15 protein-coding genes and 1 pseudogene are annotated in these 17,980 nt (G+C 60.2%); 3 read left to right on the forward strand and 13 right to left on the reverse strand.

Features of this window, described 5'->3' with window-relative positions; translation table 11 throughout:
* Positions 1–110: 110 nt before the first annotated feature.
* Together Electrica_RS18305 and mtnA are read right to left on the reverse strand one after the other, a co-directional pair.
* Positions 111–722, reverse strand: coding sequence for a methylthioribulose 1-phosphate dehydratase (locus Electrica_RS18305; protein WP_141965114.1), 612 nt, complete (start codon positions 720–722; stop codon positions 111–113).
* 669 nt (positions 723–1,391) lie between these two features.
* Complete coding sequence (mtnA, locus tag Electrica_RS18310; RefSeq protein WP_100685937.1) at positions 1,392–2,420, reverse strand: S-methyl-5-thioribose-1-phosphate isomerase; 1,029 nt, start codon at positions 2,418–2,420, stop codon at positions 1,392–1,394.
* Positions 2,421–2,523: 103 nt separating this feature from the next.
* Between mtnA and mtnK the strand changes: the two genes are divergently transcribed.
* On the forward strand, positions 2,524–3,723 hold the full coding sequence (mtnK, locus tag Electrica_RS18315) for an S-methyl-5-thioribose kinase (RefSeq protein WP_131047635.1): 1,200 nt from the start codon (positions 2,524–2,526) through the stop codon (positions 3,721–3,723).
* A gap of 171 nt (positions 3,724–3,894) precedes the next feature.
* Here mtnK and Electrica_RS18320 read toward each other — a convergent pair whose 3' ends face one another.
* The 4 genes from Electrica_RS18320 to Electrica_RS18335 all read right to left on the reverse strand — a co-directional run bounded on the left by Electrica_RS18320 (position 3,895) and on the right by Electrica_RS18335 (position 8,803).
* Positions 3,895–5,136, reverse strand: a complete 1,242-nt coding sequence (locus tag Electrica_RS18320; RefSeq protein WP_131047634.1) for an LVIVD repeat-containing protein — start codon at positions 5,134–5,136, stop codon at positions 3,895–3,897.
* 84 nt (positions 5,137–5,220) lie between these two features.
* On the reverse strand, positions 5,221–6,285 hold the full coding sequence (locus tag Electrica_RS18325; protein WP_131047633.1) for a sugar ABC transporter substrate-binding protein: 1,065 nt from the start codon (positions 6,283–6,285) through the stop codon (positions 5,221–5,223).
* Positions 6,286–6,305: 20 nt separating this feature from the next.
* A complete protein-coding gene (locus tag Electrica_RS18330; RefSeq protein ID WP_141965115.1) occupies positions 6,306–7,304 on the reverse strand; it encodes an ABC transporter permease in 999 nt (332 codons plus the stop codon).
* Positions 7,301–8,803, reverse strand: coding sequence for a sugar ABC transporter ATP-binding protein (locus Electrica_RS18335; RefSeq protein WP_141965116.1), 1,503 nt, complete (start codon positions 8,801–8,803; stop codon positions 7,301–7,303). Before Electrica_RS18335 ends, Electrica_RS18330 begins: the two co-directional genes overlap by 4 nt.
* A 161-nt stretch (positions 8,804–8,964) precedes the next feature.
* Between Electrica_RS18335 and Electrica_RS18340 the strand changes: the two genes are divergently transcribed.
* Both Electrica_RS18340 and Electrica_RS28955 read left to right on the forward strand, forming a co-directional pair.
* Positions 8,965–10,062: an oxidoreductase gene (locus tag Electrica_RS18340; protein WP_131047630.1), complete on the forward strand. Its 1,098-nt coding sequence runs from the start codon at positions 8,965–8,967 to the stop codon at positions 10,060–10,062.
* Positions 10,063–10,163: 101 nt separating this feature from the next.
* Positions 10,164–10,229, forward strand: a pseudogene (locus Electrica_RS28955) (hypothetical protein); the annotation flags it as partial.
* Between the two features lie 9 nt (positions 10,230–10,238).
* On the opposite strand, the gene Electrica_RS18345 reads toward Electrica_RS28955, so the two are convergent.
* The 7 genes from Electrica_RS18345 to entC form a co-directional block, all read right to left on the reverse strand.
* Complete coding sequence (locus Electrica_RS18345; RefSeq protein ID WP_032688939.1) at positions 10,239–10,436, reverse strand: YbdD/YjiX family protein; 198 nt, start codon at positions 10,434–10,436, stop codon at positions 10,239–10,241.
* Between the two features lie 50 nt (positions 10,437–10,486).
* The gene (cstA, locus tag Electrica_RS18350; RefSeq protein ID WP_131047629.1) at positions 10,487–12,592 is read right to left on the reverse strand and encodes a pyruvate/proton symporter CstA; all 2,106 of its coding nucleotides are present in this window, start codon (positions 12,590–12,592) and stop codon (positions 10,487–10,489) included.
* 553 nt (positions 12,593–13,145) lie between these two features.
* Positions 13,146–13,559, reverse strand: coding sequence for a proofreading thioesterase EntH (gene entH / locus Electrica_RS18355; protein WP_100686620.1), 414 nt, complete (start codon positions 13,557–13,559; stop codon positions 13,146–13,148).
* Positions 13,560–14,315 carry a 2,3-dihydro-2,3-dihydroxybenzoate dehydrogenase EntA gene (gene entA, locus Electrica_RS18360; protein WP_131047628.1) on the reverse strand — a complete coding sequence of 252 codons (756 nt, stop codon included), beginning with the start codon at positions 14,313–14,315 and terminating at the stop codon, positions 13,560–13,562. It abuts the gene before it with no gap.
* The gene (locus Electrica_RS18365) at positions 14,315–15,166 is read right to left on the reverse strand and encodes an isochorismatase (RefSeq protein ID WP_141965117.1); all 852 of its coding nucleotides are present in this window, start codon (positions 15,164–15,166) and stop codon (positions 14,315–14,317) included. Before Electrica_RS18365 ends, entA begins: the two co-directional genes overlap by 1 nt.
* 13 nt (positions 15,167–15,179) lie before the next feature.
* The gene (gene entE, locus Electrica_RS18370) at positions 15,180–16,787 is read right to left on the reverse strand and encodes a (2,3-dihydroxybenzoyl)adenylate synthase EntE (protein WP_142255922.1); all 1,608 of its coding nucleotides are present in this window, start codon (positions 16,785–16,787) and stop codon (positions 15,180–15,182) included.
* Between the two features lie 9 nt (positions 16,788–16,796).
* Positions 16,797–17,972, reverse strand: a complete 1,176-nt coding sequence (gene entC / locus Electrica_RS18375) for an isochorismate synthase EntC (protein WP_141965118.1) — start codon at positions 17,970–17,972, stop codon at positions 16,797–16,799.
* Positions 17,973–17,980: the final 8 nt, after the last annotated feature.

Below are 17,980 nucleotides of genomic sequence, written 5' to 3' on the forward strand. Positions count from 1 at the left end.
GCCAGCGAAGCGCCTGCAAGTGTTCATCAAACAGCAGCGCTTTCACGCGCGGGGGGCCGATATCGATTCCGGGATAAAAATCCATGCCTGACCCGTTAGTGGAGTGAAATTTAGTCGTGCTCGTAGCGGCGGCGCATCAGCTCGCACTCGAACAGAAACTCCAGTCCTTCCAGCTGGCGACGGGCCTCATTAATATCTTTGCCCCAGCAGGTCAGACCGTGGCCACGCAGCAGGAAGCCGTAGCGCAGCGGGTTGGTCTGCGCATAATCTTCAATGCGCGCCGCCAGAGCGTCGATATCCTGATCGTTATCGAAAATCGCCACCGGTACGCTATCGAGGTGGCTGTGCTGACCGGTCAGGGTTTTCTGCATTTCATAGCCCTGCAGCGCCAGCGTCCCGCTCTTCTCGATGCGCGACAGCACCGTCGCGTTGACGGTATGGACGTGCAGCACGACGTTAGCCTCAGGAAGCAGGCGATACACCAGCGTATGCAGACCGGTTTCAGCAGACGGTTTACGCCCGGAAGGCGCTTTATTGCTGGCGATCTCCACCTGCAGGAAATCCTCCGTTGTCAGGCTGCCTTTATCGCGCCCCGACTCGCTAAGCCAGCACCAGGTCTCATCCTGGCGCACCGACATATTGCCGCCGGTCGCCGGCGCCCAGCCTTTCGCGCCGATCCAATGACAGGTGGTAACCAGTTGCGCGAGTCTTTCTTGCCACATAGCCGTTCCTTAGTTTAGCGATGTTAATTTGAGAACCTGTACGGGCAGGCGTTATTGTTGCGGGTAGTCTGGACATGGACAGCGCGCAACACCCGGAACGTACACGCAGTACGTGAGGAGCATTCGCGACGTTCTTCCTTCGGGCCGCCATCAAAGGCGCTCAAAACTCGACGAGTTTTGTGCACACAGCCGTGGTCCAAATGGCCAATAAAATAACCTGATGAAAGATTATTTAGCCGTCCAAATGGCTATTCATCCGATACTAACACCGCCAGCTTAAGTGAACAATATTTCAGTAAAGGCTTATATAGGTAATGGTTATATCAGAAATGCATATGAAATCACGGTTTTTAACAATGACATAACCGAGACTTTTCATGCTCCCCATATTACCGGCTACCGGCGGTCAAAAAGACGGGGGATCGTTCTGTGGGAAAGAAGTGCGATGCGCGCATCTCGGACATTGCCCGCTCCACACCCCGTAGGTCGGGTAAGGCACCAGCCGCCACCCGACAGAAATCGCCAATGCCATCAAACCCGAAGCCCGTCATGACCATTCCGCTGCCCGCTCCACACCCCGTAGGCCCGGTAAGGCGTCAGCCGCCACCGGGCAAAATATGCAGAATGCCCATTCACTCACGCGAAGCTGCGGCCACCTGGCGTTCTGGCTCAGGCCGTTGCTGGCGCAAACGCCCCGGCCGCCACCTGCTCCGGGGTGACCACGCCGCTATCCAGCACCCAGCCGCTAATCAGCGCCGCGGGGGTGACGTCAAAGGCCGGATTGTAAACGGCGGCATCTTTCGGTGCCCACTGCACCGCGCCAAAGCTACCGGCGACGCCGGTGACTTCCGCTGCCGCCCGCTGCTCAATCGGGATCGCCTCGCCGTTCGGACAATGGCGATCGAGAGTGGTTTGCGGTGCCGCCACGTAGAACGGAATAGCGTGATACTTCGCCAGTACCGCCAGCGAGTAGGTGCCTATCTTATTCGCCACATCGCCGTTAGCCGCGATACGGTCAGCCCCGACCCATACGGCATCAACTTGCCCTTTAGCCATCAGACTGGCGGCCATCGAATCGGTAATCAGCTGGTAAGGCACCCCCAGTTCGCCCAGCTCCCAGGCGGTCAGTCGCCCGCCCTGCAGCAGCGGACGCGTCTCGTCGACCCAGACGTTTTCCACCCGCCCGCGCTGATGGGCCAGCGCAATCACTCCCAGCGCCGTCCCTACGCCCGCCGTCGCCAGACCGCCGGTATTACAATGCGTCAGCAGGCGACTGCCTGGCGTCACCAGCGCGCTGCCCGCCTCGGCGATACTGGCGCACAGCTGTTTATCTTCCGCGATCAGGCGCAGCGCTTCCGCTTCCAGCGCCTCGGCATAGTCCTCTGCTGCCAGCGCCAGCTTCATGCGATCGAGATTGTTCATCAGGTTTACCGCCGTCGGGCGCGCGGCGCGCAGCGTTTCCAGCGCCTGAGCCAGTTCGTCCCGGCTGAGGCCGCGCCGGGCCAGCAGCGCCAGCAGCAGACTGGCCGACAGGCCGATTAACGGCGCCCCGCGCACCCGCAGCGCGTGAATATGGTCCACCAGCAACGAAACGTTATCCGCCGCCAGCCAGCGTTTTTCCTGCGGCAATGCCTGCTGATCAAGAATAAAAAGCTGATTTTCGCTTACCCGCAGGCTGGTGGTCTGTAGTGTCTGCATATCGTTAAATCCCTGTTGCGTTGTTGTATCACATTGTGTCAGGATGAAATCCAGAAGTATAGACGTCTGAACGGCTTAATCAGAACTTTTGAGGATCGAGGCAATGTCGCAATACCATACCTTCACCCCCGGCGATGCCGTGGCATACGCACAACAATTTGGCGGCATCGATGACCCGTCTGAGCTGGTGTCCGCGCAGGAAGTGGGGGACGGTAACCTCAACCTGGTCTTTAAGATTTATGATACCCACGGCGTGAGCCGCGTTGTCGTGAAGCAGGCCCTGCCCTACGTTCGCTGCGTAGGGGAATCCTGGCCGCTGACCCTCGACCGCGCCCGTCTTGAGGCGCAAACTCTGGTGGCGCACTACCAGCACGCCCCGCAGCACACGGTGAAAATCCACCACTTCGACCCCGAGCTGGCGGTGATGGTGATGGAGGATCTCTCCGATCACCGTATCTGGCGCGGCGAGCTGATTAACAACGTTTACTACCCGCAGGCCGCCAGCCAGCTAGGGGAATATCTGGCCCAGGCGCTGTTTCATACCAGTGATTTCTACCTCCATCCGCACGAGAAAAAGGCGCAGGTCGCCCGGTTTATCAATCCGGAGATGTGCGAAATCACCGAAGACCTGTTTTTCAACGACCCGTATCAGCTTCACGAACGCAATAACTACCCGGCCGAGCTGGAAGCTGAAGTGGCCGCTCTGCGTGACGACGCTTCGCTCAGGCTGGCGGTCGCATCGCTGAAACATCGCTTCTTCTCGCACGCCGAAGCCTTGCTGCACGGCGATATTCACAGCGGTTCCATTTTTGTCGCCGAGGAGAGTTTTAAAGCCATCGACGCGGAATTCGGCTATTTCGGTCCGATAGGTTTTGATATCGGGACCGCTATCGGCAACCTGTTGTTGAACTACTGCGGCCTGCCGGGACATCTGGGCATTCGCGATGCCGCCGCGGCTCGCGAACAGCGTCTGCACGATATTCAGACGCTGTGGAATACTTTTGCCGAACGCTTCCACTCTCTGGCGGCGGAGAAAACGCGCGATGCGGCGCTGGCCTGGCCCGGCTATGCCTCCACGTTCCTGAAAAAAGTGTGGCACGATGCGATTGGCTTCTGCGGCACCGAGTTGATTCGCCGCAGCGTCGGCCTGTCCCACGTCGCCGATATCGAGACGATTCAGGATGCGGCCATGCGCCACGAGTGCCTGCGCCACGCAATCACCCTGGGTAAAGCATTGATTGTGATTGCCGACCGTATCGACAGCGCCGAAGAGCTGGTGGCACGGGTGCGGCAGTACAGCTAAGCGCAGTCTGTATGCCGGGTGGCGGCTTACGCCTTACCCGGCCTACGGCTCTTTGACATCTTCCCGGCATAGGGTCCTGATGCCTTCTCCGGCCTACGCGCCTGACGCCTTATCCGGCATCTCGTCCGGGGTTTTGTAGGCCGGGTAAGCGCAGCGCCACCCGGCAAAAAACTATCCGCGATACTCAATCACCGACAGCCCGCCGTTGTAATCCGTGCTGTAGATAATTCCCTGGGCATCGACGAACACGTCGCAGGACTGAATCACCTGCGGACGACCCGGACGGGTATCCATCATTTTCGCCGGGGCGGCAGGCACCAGCGCCCCGGTCTCCAGCGGTCGGTAAGGGTTGGAAATATCGTAAGCGCGAACGCCCGCATTCTGGTAAGTGGCGAAAATCAGCGTTGAGCTGATAAAGCTGCCGGGGCGATTCTCATGCAGATTATGCGGACCAAAGTGCGCCCCTTTCGCCACGTAGTCAGCTTCATCCGGCTGCGGGAACGTGGAGATACTCACCGGATTTGTCGGTTCGCGGATATCAAACAGCCAGATCAGCTTCTCGCCATCCTGCTGGTTATCGAGCACCGCCTCATCCAGCACCACCAGCAGATCCCGGTCCGGCAGCGGCAACGCGGTATGGGTTCCGCCGCCAAACGGCGGGCTCCAGTTGCGATGGCTGATCAGTTGCGGCTGGGTTCTGTCCTTCACGTCGAGCAGCGTCAGGCCGCCGTCGCGCCAGCTACCGTAAGCGGTGTCGCCGGCAATAATCGCGTGATGCAAGGCATAGCGCTTGCCTTCCGGCCACTGCGGGGTCTCCCCCGCCGCCTGGTTCATCCCCGGCAACCACCAGCGCCCGGCAACTTGCGGCTTGCGCGGATCCGCCAGATCGATAGTCAGGAAGATATAATCGCTAAAACCGTCGATCAGCGCGGAAACGTAGGCCCAACGACCGCCAACGTACCAGATCCGATGAATACCGATACCGCTGAGCGACAAAAAGCCAATCTCGCGCGGATGCTCCGGACGCGAAATATCGAACACGCGCAGCCCGGCGCTCCAGCCGCGATCCTGCACATCGCTGACCGTCTCGCCCACCGAGCGGGTGTAATACACCTTCTCGTCGGCAAAGCGGGTGTCGGCAAACAGATCGCGGGCATTAATGACCAGCAGCAGATCATCATGCGCCTGCAAATGCACGTTCCAGGTCCCCGGCGGCGCGGCAACGTAGTTTACCGCTTTCGGATGCGCCGGATCGCGCACGTCCACCACCGAAAAACCCTGAGACACCATATGGCCGATATACGCAAAGCCACGGTGTACCATGAGCTGGACGCCGTCGGGGCGTCCTCCCTGATCGCTATGCCCAATCAGCCGCATATTGCGGCTGTATTCTGGTGTGGGTAACGCCGTCACGCAACCTCCTGTTGTCCGGTAGCGCCGCGCTTACCGCGCCTACGGCTGTAGGCCGGGTAAGGCGCCGCCGCCACCCGGCAGTTGTTATTTATTCTTCGCTTCGAGAGTGGCGAACCACGGGGCGATAAAGTCTTCCGTCTGGCCCCAGCCCGGAATGATTTTACCCAGCGAGGCAACGTTCACCGCCCCCGGCTGCGCCGCCAGCAGCGCCTGCGGAATAGCCGCCGCTTTGAAGTCATAGGTTGCAGGGGTCGGCTCCCCGGCAATCTTATTGGCGATCAGCCGCACGTTGGTGGCGCCGATAAGTTTCGGATCCACCGCCACGCTCACCTTCCACGGGCTGCCGGATTCACGCATCAATTGCAGGTCCTGGTTAGAAATATCAATGCTGTAGAGTTTAATCTCGCTGCGACCGTTCTCCTTCAGCGCTTTATAGGCCCCCTGGCTGAACGCATCCCAGGTTCCCCAAATCGCATCGATCTTGCCTTTCGGGTATTTGGCCAGAATCGCGCCGACCTTATTGGCGGTGTCGCCCTGCACGTCGGAAGAGACGGCGCCAATCGACTCCAGCTCTTTAATCCCCGGGTTTTGCTTCAGCAGCGTCTGGTACGCTGCCTGGCGGCGCTCCATCGGCGGGAAACCGGCGACCCACAGTTTGACGATGTTGGCTTTGCCGTTGAAGTCTTTCACCAGTTGGCCAAAGGAGAGATCGGTCAGCGAGGCGTCATCCTGTTGGGTGACGGTAACGCCGGGGATCTCGCCATTGACCGCAGTATCGAACACGGCGACTTTAATCCCGGCGTCCACCGCTTTTTTCACCAGCGCGGTCGAGTACGGATCGCGTCCCTGGGAGAGAATAATGCCGTCGTATTTCTGGCTAATTGCCTGGTTAACGAAGTCCTGGAATTTGGCGTCATCGCCGTTGCTCAGAAAGGTGCTGATTTTAAAACCGAGCTTTTTCCCCTCCTGAATCGCCCCGGAGACAAACTGGGTGGTGTTATCGTCGGATCCCAGATTACGGATAACCGCAATGCGAATCGGACCGCTATGTTCGGCAATCGCCGCCGGGATCGGCGTCGGGGTTTCCGCAAAGGCCGCCGCAGAGTTGAACAACCCCAATGCGATCAGTGAAAGCGTTATCTTTTTCATGGTGTTTACCCTGTAAAATTTTATGTGCGGCGCTGAAAGTAGGTCAGTGCGAGCGCGCCAGCCAGCACCAGCCCTTTAATAATGTCCATGGCGTAGTACGGCACCGACAGCATCACCAGGCCGTTGGAGAGCACGCCAAGAATCACCGCCCCCACCAGCGTGCCCAGCGCGTTCGGTTTACCTGAACCCGCCAGGGAAAAGCCAATCCACGCCGCCGCCACCGCATCCATCAGGTAGCCGCTGCCGGCATTAACCTGCGAGGAACCGATGCGCGAGGCCAGTAAAATGCCGCCCAGCCCGGCCAGCAGCGAGGCGATAACATAGGCCGCCACTTTATAGCGGGTGATGCGCAGCCCGGAGAGCCGCGCAGCCTCTGGGTTTCCGCCGATGGCGTACATTCTGCGCCCGTGCGTGGTGAACGAGAGCGCCAGCTGGGCAACCACGGTCACCACCAGCATCACGATCACAATCGTAGGCACCTGTCCCAACGCACCGAAGGCGGCCGGAATCACCCCTTCCGCCATGTCACCGCTCGGCAATACCATGTTCTCGGTAATCGAGCCGCCGTAGCTGTAGGTCATTGCCACGCCCTGAATCACAAACAGGCTGGCGAGGGTGGCGAGCATGTCGGGAATGCGCAGGACGACAATCAAAAAAGCGTTGAACAGCCCCACCAGCGTACAGAGCGCCAGGGTGACCAGGATCGCCTCAGTAGTGCCAAAGCCGTGCCAGACAAACAGCGAGATAACCAGCGCGTTTGCCAGCGAGGCCGTTGAGCCCACCGACAGGTCAAAGCCGCCGATGGTCAACGACACAGAGACGCCAATCGCAATCACCGTCACAATGGCGATGGAGCGCAAAATGTTGATGATATTGAACGGGTCGAGGAAGTTGTCCGAGGCGAGGCCAAAAACGGCGATCAGCGCCACCACGGTCAGCAACATGCCCCATTTATAAAGAAAATCAAAAAATCGCTGACGACCCGATGCCGTCGCGTTCACTGTCAGGGCCTTGCTCACGCTGCTGCTCCTCCGGTGGAGTAATAAAGTAGTGTCTCTTCCCGGGCCTCAGCGCCCGGTATTTCTGCGACGATACGGCCATCCCACAACACGCAAATGCGGTCGCACAATCCCACCAGCTCAGAAAATTCGCCCGAGGCATAAATCACCCCTTTGCCCTCTCGCGCCAGCCCGTCGATCAGGGTGAACAGGTCGGTTTTTGCTTTCACATCGACGCCCTTGGTCGGCTCATCGAATATCAAGACGTTGGCGTTGCCGCGCAGCCATTTGCCGATCGCCACCTTCTGCTGATTACCGCCGGACAGCCGACGCAGGGTCTGGCCCGGACCGGTGGTACGAATGCCGATGCGGGCAATCACCTCTTCCGCCCAGCGCCATGCCTGGCGATGGCCGAACAGGCTCCAGCGCGAAAAGCTGTTATCGGCGCTAACCGCCAGATTCATACCGATCGGTTCTTCGATAAAAATGCCCTCTTTGCGCCGCTCTTCCGGCACCAGCGCCAGCCCGCGCAGCACAGAATCGGCCGGGTCGCGAGGTCGCCACGGCTGGCTGTTCAACTCCCCGCGCGTCAGGCGGCTTTTGCTGGCGCCAAACAGCGCTTTGCACAGTTCGGTTTTTCCCGCCCCGGCCAGGCCGGCGATACCAAGGATTTCGCCTTTGCGCAGACGCAGCGAAATACCCTGCAGCAGCCCCTCATCATGCAGACCGTCAACCTGTAACAGAATCTCTTCGCCGTGCGGCGGACGTTTCGGCGGGAAGATATCGCTCAGCTCGTGGCCGAGCATCTTCTCGACGATCTGCTCGCCGCTCAGATCGTTCATCGGGCAGCTCTCAATCAGCTTCCCGTCGCGCAACACCGTCAGGGTGTCGCAGATAGCCTTCAGCTCATGAATGCGGTGGGAGATAAACACCACGCCGATCCCCTGCTGTTGCAGGCGGCGTACCACCGTAAACAGGCGCTCGCTTTCATGCTGATCGAGCGGCGCGGTAGGTTCATCCAGAATCAAAAACCGGCAATGGTGCGACAGCGCGCGGGCCAGCAGAATCTGCTGCTTCTCCGCGAGGGTACAGCTGTCGATGGGGCGACGCACATCGAGCGTAATATCCAGTTGGGCCAGAGCCTCGCGCGCCTGTTCGCGCACCGCGCGCCAGCTAAAGCCCAGCCCCGGCTCCGCCAGGCGATCCAGCATAATGTTTTCCGCAATGGACAGGCCGGGCACCAGCGCCACATCGACCTCCTGCTGCACCAGATGAATGCCCAGCTGTTTCGCATCCCGCGGCGAGCGAACGCTCACCGGCTGGTTATTGATGACGATCTCGCCCTCATAGTGGGCGTGCGTTCCGCATAGCACCGCCATCAGCGTCGATTTCCCCGCCCCGTTAGCACCGGTCAGCGCGTGTACCGACCCTCCCCGCAGGGTGAACGCCACATTGCTCAGCGCCCTGAAACCGGAAAAGGCCAGATTAATGTTGTTCATCTCAAGACGATTCACTGTCATCCGCCGGGACCTTTACGATTAATATTCTGATTTAACGAATTTTTCACAGCCGACCTTGACTGACAACTGCGTAAAAGGCATAAGATAAAACGAAATAATATTAGCCATCCGGATGTCCAGACATAACATCAGGTTAGCGAAACGAAATAAGGACAGCGTTCATGAGCAACAGCGATATCCGCGTAGTACCCGGCCCGGCTAACTATTTTTCCCATGACGGCAGCCTTGCCCGCCTGCACGATTTTTACAGCGACGAGCAGCTTGCCCGCGCCATCTGGATCTACGGCGAGCGCGCCATCGCCGGTGCGCAGGCGTTCCTGCCGCAGGCGTTTCACGCCGTCGGCGCCAAAAAAGTGCTGTTTAGCGGGCACTGCAGCGAAAGCGACGTCGCGCAGCTGGTCGCCGAAGCCGGGGATGACCGGGCCGTGGTGATCGGCGTCGGCGGCGGCGCACTGCTGGATACCGCCAAGGCCGTGGCCCGCCGCTTAGGCCTGCCGGTGGTAGCCATTCCGACCATCGCCGCCACCTGTGCCGCGTGGACCCCGCTGTCGGTGTGGTACAACGACGCCGGGCAGGCGCTGCATTTTGAAATCTTCGATGACGCCAACTTCCTGGTGCTGGTGGAGCCGCAAATCATCCTCAACGCCCCGGCGGAATATCTGCTGGCGGGAATCGGCGATACGCTGGCGAAATGGTATGAGGCGGTGGTGCTGGCACCGAAACCGGAAACGTTGCCGCTGACCGTACGCCTGGGGATTAACGGCGCGCTGGCCATTCGCGACGTTCTGCTGCAAAGCAGCGAGACCGCGCTGGCGGATCAGCAGCACGGCGAGCTGTCGCAGGCGTTCCGCGATGTGACGGATGCCATTATCGCTGGCGGCGGGATGGTCGGCGGCTTAGGCGAACGCTATACCCGCGTCGCCGCCGCCCATGCGGTGCATAACGGCCTGACAATTCTGCCGCAGACCGATAAATTCCTGCATGGCACCAAGGTCGCCTACGGCATTCTGGTGCAAAGCGCCCTGCTGGGTCAGGACGATGTGCTGGCTCAGTTGATTAACGCCTGGCAGCGTTTCAACCTGCCCACCACCCTGGCGGAACTCGACGTGGATATCCACAACCGCGACGAACTGGATCGGGTCATCGCCCATACTCTGCGCCCGGTGGAATCAATCCACTTCCTGCCGGTGGAACTAACGCCGCAAAGCCTGGCCGCCGCGTTTGAGAAAGTGGAAAACTTCCGCAGACAGGTGCATTGACGGACGGGAATCTCGCTCTGTACCTCATGATGCATCTGCCACTCACAGTACGAGGTCATCATGCAGATCGAGTGAACGGGTAAAAAGCGTTGGTTACCGGGGCCAGCCCGGCAGCCGGACAAATCTCCGCTACCGGTCTGGATGTTGATGGGGGACTTAATGCCTGAAGGAAGGGCTTAACAACACTTCGCGCCGCCTTTTCCGCCGTAGCGCGCATCCTGTCGCTCGCGAAAGAACTCTTCATAGGTCATCGGCGTTTGCTCAGGATGCGTCTGGCGAATATGCTCGACATAATTATCGTAATCGGGCACGCCGATCATCATTTTCGCCGCCTGACCCAAATACTTCCCGGCTTTCGAAAGGGTATCAAACATAGTGCTCTCTCATGACTCCCCCCTTTCCGCACGCGAAAAGGGGGTTAGGTTTAATGTGCGCGCTTTGCCTGAGCCGCCATCGGCTCTGCGCCGTCAGGTAACGCCTCATAAGGCGTCTCTTTCGCCGTCGGTTTATCCTCTTTCAACGCCGCCAGCGCGGTTTTGATGGAGAAGAACGCCAGCACCACCACGACCACCATAAAGAAGAGGGTTAACCCCGCATCCAGGCGGTTGTTAAAGACCAGCTGCGCCAGCTGAGATTCGGTGTACTGAGGCGGAATCGTACCGCTGTCGATCATCGCCTGGAACTTATTGGCAATCGCCAGGAAGCCGACTTTGGTATCCGGGCTGAACGACTTCTGCCAGCCGGCGGTCAGAGTGCAAATCAACAGCCAGGTCGTCGGCAGCAGCGCCACCCAGGCATAGCGTTCGCGCTTCATTTTAAACAGTACCACCGCACACAGCATCAATGCCATCCCCGCCAGCATCTGGTTCGCGATACCAAACAGCGGCCACAGGGTGTTAATCCCGCCGAGCGGGTCAACAACCCCTTGATGCAGGAAGTATCCCCACGCCAGCACGCAAAGCCCGGTCGCCAGCAGGTTGGCCGGCAGCGAGTTGGTTTTCTTCAGGCCTGGGCTTATCACGCCCAGCAAATCCTGCAGCATAAAGCGCGCCGCACGGGTCCCGGCATCAACCGCCGTCAGGATGAACAGCGCTTCAAACAGAATGGCGAAGTGATACCAGAAGGAGACATCCATCAGGCCGCCCAGCGAGCCGTGCAGGATGTAGGCCATCCCCACCGCCAGCGTCGGCGCGCCGCCGGCCCGCGAGATGATCGACTGCTCGCCCACTTCGCTGGCTATCTGGCGCAGCGTATCCGGCGTAATGCTAAAGCCCCAGCTGCTGACCACCTGCGCGGCAGAGGCCACCACATCGGTGGTGCCAGCCGGTGCCAGTACCGCCATCGGGCTGTTCATCGCAAAGTAGACGCCCGGATCGATAACGCAGGCCGCCACCAGCGCCATGATAGCGACAAAGGACTCCATCAGCATGCCGCCATAACCGATAAAGCAGGCCTGGCCCTCATTCGCCAGCATCTTTGGCGTGGTCCCGGATGAAATCAGCGCATGGAAGCCGGAGACCGCGCCGCAGGCGATGGTGATAAACAGGAACGGGAACATGCTGCCGGACCAGACCGGGCCGGTGCCGTCAATAAATTTGGTCAGCGCTGGCATGGTCAGCGTCGGGCGCATAATCAAAATACCAATCGCCAGCCCGACGATGGTGCCGATTTTCAGGAAGGTCGACAGGTAATCACGCGGCGCCAGCAGCAGCCACACCGGAAGAACGGCGGCAATAAAACCATAGCCCACCAGAATCCAGGTCAGCTGTACGCCGGTATAATCAAACCACGGCGCCCAGGTCGGGCTTTCCGCCACCCACCCGCCGGAGACAATCGCGAACACCAGCATCACCAGACCAATCACCGACACTTCGCCAATCCGTCCCGGACGCAGGTAGCGAATGTAGATCCCCATAAAGATCGCCAGCGGGATAGTAAAGGCCACGGTATAGGTGCCCCACGGGCTGTGGGTCAGCGCTTTGACCACGATCATCGCCAGTACCGCGAGGATAATCACCATAATCATAAAGCAGGCTACCAGCGCCAGTACGCCAGCGGTTGGCCCCATCTCTTCTTTCACCAGCTCGCCGAGAGATCGTCCATCGCGGCGGGTCGAAACAAACAGCACCATAAAGTCCTGCACCGCGCCAGCCAGCACCACCCCGGCGAGGATCCAGATCATTCCCGGCAGATAGCCCATTTGCGCCGCCAGCACCGGCCCCACCAGCGGCCCTGCACCGGCAATCGCCGCAAAATGATGACCGAACAGCACTTTTTTATCGGTCGGGACATAATCAAGGCCGTCGTTGTGCCGAACGGCGGGGGTCATGCGCGTAGGGTCAACCGCCAGCACATTGTTGGCGATATAGAGACCGTAAAAACGATAGGCAATCAGATAAATGCAGACTGCCGCGACGACAATCCATAACGCATTAATCTGTTCACCCCGGTTTAAGGCGATGTAGCCGAGGGCAAAGGCTCCGACAACCGAGAGCAATGTCCAGATGAGGTATTTCCCTGAATGATTCATCGTTGCGTTCCACCGGTAAGGTAATCAGAATGTTACATTTTGTTTCTAGAACACAACGCCGGGTTTAACAACATTGAAACCGTACAGATGTCGTGCAAAGGCAAGGATTTATCTCACATTGCTAGCGAGATCACTTCTGAAGGGAAAATGGAATGTATCGCCAGCAAGAAAGCGCTACATGATACATCGTCAGACGCCCCCCGGATTGCGGCGTAAACGCCTTATCCGGGCTACCCGACCGCACAGCCAGGAAAACAGAGACGTAGCCCAGGACCCGTAGCCCCGGTAAGCGTAGCGCCACCGGGGAACCAGCCGCAGACATATCGCAACACGAAGGACCCGTGGGACCCGTAGCACCCGTAGCCCCGGTAAGCGCAGCGCCACCGGGGAGCCAGCCGCAGACATATCGCAACACGAAGGACCCGTGGGACCCGTAGCCCCGGTAAGCGTAGCGCCACCGGGGAACCAGCCGCAGACATATCGCAACACAGAGGCCCCGTGGGACCCGTAGCCCGGCTAAGGCGTTTACGCCGCCAGCCGGGATCAGCCCTCCTCAGCCGAGGACCGCCGTGCTCAGGCGGCAGGTACAGCAGCGGCGGCCCCGCTCGTCGAACACCGCAATCTCCCAGCTCTGATTCTGACGTCCCAGGTGTAGAGGGCGACACTCGCCGCGCACGCGACCGCTTGAGACCGCCCGATGATGGGTCGCATTCAGCTCGGTCCCCACCACGCACTGCCCCTCTTCGCTCATCAGCCAGCCGGCCATCGACCCCAGCGTCTCCGCCAGCGCCGCCGACGCTCCGCCGTGCAGCAGACCAAACGGCTGATGCGTACGCGCATCAACCGGCATACTCGCCTCCAGCAGCCCCTCTTCCAGCCGGGTGTAGACGATCCCCAGATGCGCCACCATCGTATTTTCGCTGGTGGCATTAAGCGCCTCCAGCGTCAACTGACGTTTCCAGGCCATTTACGCCCCCAGCGTCGAGCCGCCGTCGACCACGATATCCTGCAGCGTGATATGGCTGGCGTGATCGGAAGCGAGGAACAGGATCGTGCTGGCAATCTCCTGCGGGCGCGCAATTTTACCCAACGGGATCCCGAGCTTAAACTGCTCGCCGAAACCGCGGATACGGCGCTGCTCGGCATCCTCACTCAGCCACAGCGTGCGCTGCATATCGGTGTCGGTGGAGCCCGGAGAGACCAGGTTGCAGCGTACGCCGCTGCCCGCCAGCTCGAGGCCCACGGTCAGCGCCAGACTTTTCAGCGCCGCCTTTGAGGCGCCGTAGGCGCTCATGCCGATGCGCGGCGTATGCGCGGCATCGGAGGCGACGGTGACGATGGCTCCGCCCTGCTGGCGACGGAACTGGCCCATCGTCTGCTGAAACAGGTTAAACGCCCCGCCGACGTTGACGGCGAAAGTCTGCTGCCATGCGTCCAGACTCAGCTCGTCGGTCGCGCCCATGCGCAAAATTCCCGCGGCGTTAACCAGCACATCCAGCCGGTCAATGCCTTGCAGCAGATGTCCGCAGACCCCGGCCACCTGCTGCGCATTGGCAACATCCAGCGTGTGGGTGGCAAAGGGATAGTCATCCCCCTCAAACGCGAGATCGAAACCGCTTACCCGGGCGCCGGCTTCGACAAACGCCAGCGCCGTCGCGTAACCAATGCCTTTACCGGCGCCGGTGACCCAAACGGTTTGCCCCTGAAAATCCAGCGCGGCCACTATTTCACCTCACGGGAGAGCAGCGCCCACCAGGCGTCAATGGTCGGGTTTTTCGCCAGCATCACGAAGTCAATATCGCCGTGCACTTTGCGCCAGCGGGCGGCCAGCGCCATCATTCGTACGGAGTCCAGACCGTAGTCGATCAGGTTTTCGTCATCCATGGGCTCGTCGGATTCATCGAGCAGCGGCAGCACCAGCGCCCGCAGCGCCGTTTTTGAGGCCGGCAGCGGCAGCAGCTCTTCGGTCATGACGACGCGACCGCAGCGGCCGGCAACATATTTCAGCGACATCAGATGTTCTTCGCGGCTAAAGTCCGCCAGCGCATCGGCGATGAAGAACGGTTTAATATCGCGCATAAAGGCGTCGGTCGCGGTGGTCATACAGCCAATATGGGCATAGACGCCGGTGATAATCAGCTGATCGCGGCCGCTCTCTTTGAGCCTCTCTTCCAGCGGCGAACGGTGAAACGCGCTGTAGCGCCACTTCACCAGCACGGTGTCGTGTTCATCCGGCGCCAGCGCGGCAATCACCCGCTGCTGCTCCGGTGAACGGGTCAACCCCGGCCCCCACATATCATTTAGCAGGGCGCGATCTTCATCGCTTTGCTCTTTCGGCTGCGCGGTGTAAAACACCGGAATGTTATTCCGTTTGCAGAACTCGCGCAGCGCGGCAATGTTCGCCACCACTTTCGCCATCATCGCGCTGTCTTCCCCCCAGAAGTTGAGGAAATACTCCTGCATGTCGTGGATCAACAGCGCAGCGCGGGAAGGCTCAAAGGCCCAGTTCACTTTATTCACCGGGATGTCGCTGGCTTCCGGCAGCGCGTAAGCCTGTAATTGAGGGATGGCCATTCTCTTTTCTCCTTCAGCCCGGCTCGCGTGAAGCCAGCCACTGACGTAATTGTTTTTTATCGACTTTGCCCACCGGCGTCAGCGGCAGTGCATCCACGCACTCCACGCGGTCCGGCAGTTTAAATTCCGCGACGCCCTGCTCGCGCAGGAAGCGACGTACCGCCACCGCACGCAGCGGCTCTTTCACCACCAGGTACGCGCAGCTTTTCTCGCCCAGCAGGCTATCTTCCATGCTGACCAGCGCGGCATGGATCACCGCCGGATGACGCAGCAGCAGGTTTTCAACCTCCTCCGCCGCGATCTTCTCGCCGCCGCGGTTAATCTGATCTTTTTCCCGCCCCTGCACGGTGATGTAGCCGTCCTCGTCGATCGAGATAAGATCGCCGGAACAGTAAAAACCATCGACATCAAACGCTTCGGCGTTGTGCTGCGGACTGTTGTAGTAGCCGCGGAAAGTGTATGGACCCCGGGTCATCAGACGCCCCACCTCGCCGCGCGGCAGCGGGTTGCCGTCGGCATCGGCGACCCAGACCTCATCGTCCGGGCACATCGGGCAACCCTGGGTATTGATAATGCGTTCAAGGCTGTCGTTGAGGCGGGTGTAGTTCACCAGCCCTTCCGCCATGCCGAAGACCTGCTGAAGCTGGCAGCCAATCTCCGCCGGGATCCGCGCCGCCAGCGTTGCCGACAGGCGCGCGCCGCCGACCTGCAGCAGCGTCAGCGAACGCAGCGGCGCATTCCCGGCCCCTTCGCGGATCGCCTGTAGCCACAGGCTGACCGCCGGCGGTACCAGCGCAGCGACGTTAATCTGATGTTGCTCGATCAGCGGGAAGCACAGGGTTGCGCTCGGATCGGCGGCCAGAATCACCCGGCCACCGGCGAGAAACACGCCAAGGGAACCCGGCGAGCTCATCGCGTAGTTGTGGGCAGCGGGCAGCGCGTTGAGGTAGCGGGTTTGCGCGCTGATGCCGCAAATTTCGTTACTGCGACGGATGCTGTAGTCGTAGTCGTTATGGGTGCGAGGTATCAGCTTCGGCGTACCGGTACTGCCGCCGGAGAGCTGGAAAAAGGCCACTTCATCGGCAGGTGTCGGATTAGCGATAAAGTTCTCCGCTGGCCGCGCGATCGCCGCCGCCAGATCGTATTCGCTGCAATCGTTGCGCAGCAGCACAACCCGTACTGACGCGTGCTGCTCAACAAAGCTATTCAGGAAATGGTCAGCGGCAAACAGCGCATGCTCGCGATCGGCAATCAGCAGCGCGGGCTCAATTTGCGTCGCGTAGGCATTCAGCTCGCTGCGCTGATGGCTGAACAACGCGTTCACCGGCGCCACCCCGATGCGCAGCAGCGCGAACAGGGTGATGTAGAACTCGGCGACGTTGCCCAACTGCACCAGCGCGGTTTCGCCGCGCTTGAGCCCCAGATGCTGAAGCGATGAGGCCAGGTTATCCACCAGCTGATTGAACTGACGATAGCTGTACTGCTTAGCACCGTCGATAATGGCGATGGCGTCGCTGTCGGCGTGACGGGTAATCAGGTTGGTGAGCGGCAGATCCTGCCAGTAGCCCTTTTCGCGGTAGCGGGCGGCAAAACTTTCCGGCCAGCGGTTAAATGCAATCATCATCGCCTCTTAATTCAAGCCAAACACATTCAGCATGGTCGTCAGTTTGACGCCGGTTTCGCGCCACTCCCCTAGCGGAGAGGAGGCCGGGACAATCCCCGCGCCGGCGAACAGACGCAGCGTGCGATTGCGCAGGCGGGCGCAGCGAATCGTCACCACCCACTCGCCGTTCCCTTCGTCATCACACCAGCCAACGATGCCGCCAAACAGCTGGCGATCGAACGGTTCCAGCTCGGCAATCAGCCGTTTCGCCACCTGATGGGGGAAACCGCTCAGGGCCGGGGTCGGATGCAGCAGGCAGGCCAGCGACATCGCGTTTTCCTGCGCCAGCGCTGTCCCTTCAATCGGCGTCGCCAGATGCCACAGCGTCGGCGTGGTGACCAGCTGCGGAGAATCCGGCAGCGACAGCTCACGACAGCGCGGCGTCAGCACCATCTTCATCGCCTGAGTCACCAGTTCGTGCTCGTGGCGATCTTTTCCGGATGTCAGCAGTTTGTTACCCGCTTCGCGATCCAGCACGTCATCCGGCTGGCGACGGGCCGAACCGGCCAGCGGCAGGGAGCTGAAACGATCGCCCTCTTTGCGTAGCAGCAGTTCCGGGCTGGCGCCCAGCAGTACGCCGCCGTCGGAGAGCGGCACGTGGAAATTAAAGCTGGCAGGATTCTGCGCGATCAGGCGCTCAAGCAGCGCGCCGCTGTCCACGCATTCGCGGGTGGTAATATCGATCAGGCGCGACAGGACAACCTTGTCCACTTCCGGCGTCGCGGTCAGCTCAGCGGCCCGCTCCACCATCGCCATAAACACATCCTGTTGCGGAATGTCCTGACGCGCCACGACATCCATTGCCGTCCGGGTGCAGGAGTAGCGCGCCGACTGTTGTTTACCGGTACGGGAGAAGTGTTCCAGGCTCTCAGGAATAAACAGCTCGGAAGGCTGGTTGGTATCAAACGGGATAGCGCCGACCATCACCGGTTTACGGATCCCGGCAGCCTTCGCGTCGGTGAACGCGGCCGCCATGTGGTGCTGGAATTTGCCGTTGAGCAGCGCGCCATCGGCGGCAGAATGGGAAAAACGGCGAAAACAGCCCGCGGTCTGAAAACTGCGGTGCGGCGACATAAAGAAGAAGCTTTCCGGCGACAGAGTCATATTTTTTTCCCGTACCTCCTCGGCCAGTGACGTTTCCATATCATCCT

It is taken from the genome of Klebsiella electrica, assembly GCF_006711645.1.
GTDB classification, from domain to species: domain Bacteria; phylum Pseudomonadota; class Gammaproteobacteria; order Enterobacterales; family Enterobacteriaceae; genus Klebsiella; species Klebsiella electrica.

What these genes read in the sequence shown, in the direction of transcription:
- mtnA (WP_100685937.1), bottom strand. Translation starts at nt 2,420, where the DNA reads ATGCAGACACTACAGACCACCAGCCTGCGGGTAAGCGAAAATCAGCTT.
- Electrica_RS18345 (WP_032688939.1), bottom strand. Translation starts at nt 10,436, where the DNA reads ATGTTTGATACCCTTTCGAAAGCCGGGAAGTATTTGGGTCAGGCGGCG.
- entC (WP_141965118.1), bottom strand. Translation starts at nt 17,972, where the DNA reads ATGGAAACGTCACTGGCCGAGGAGGTACGGGAAAAAAATATGACTCTG.
- Electrica_RS18305 (WP_141965114.1), bottom strand. Translation starts at nt 722, where the DNA reads ATGTGGCAAGAAAGACTCGCGCAACTGGTTACCACCTGTCATTGGATC.
- Electrica_RS18340 (WP_131047630.1), top strand. Translation starts at nt 8,965, where the DNA reads ATGAGCAACAGCGATATCCGCGTAGTACCCGGCCCGGCTAACTATTTT.
- Electrica_RS18335 (WP_141965116.1), bottom strand. Translation starts at nt 8,803, where the DNA reads ATGACAGTGAATCGTCTTGAGATGAACAACATTAATCTGGCCTTTTCC.
- Electrica_RS18365 (WP_141965117.1), bottom strand. Translation starts at nt 15,166, where the DNA reads ATGGCCATCCCTCAATTACAGGCTTACGCGCTGCCGGAAGCCAGCGAC.
- entH (WP_100686620.1), bottom strand. Translation starts at nt 13,559, where the DNA reads ATGGCCTGGAAACGTCAGTTGACGCTGGAGGCGCTTAATGCCACCAGC.
- mtnK (WP_131047635.1), top strand. Translation starts at nt 2,524, where the DNA reads ATGTCGCAATACCATACCTTCACCCCCGGCGATGCCGTGGCATACGCA.
- Electrica_RS18325 (WP_131047633.1), bottom strand. Translation starts at nt 6,285, where the DNA reads ATGAAAAAGATAACGCTTTCACTGATCGCATTGGGGTTGTTCAACTCT.
- cstA (WP_131047629.1), bottom strand. Translation starts at nt 12,592, where the DNA reads ATGAATCATTCAGGGAAATACCTCATCTGGACATTGCTCTCGGTTGTC.
- entE (WP_142255922.1), bottom strand. Translation starts at nt 16,787, where the DNA reads ATGATTGCATTTAACCGCTGGCCGGAAAGTTTTGCCGCCCGCTACCGC.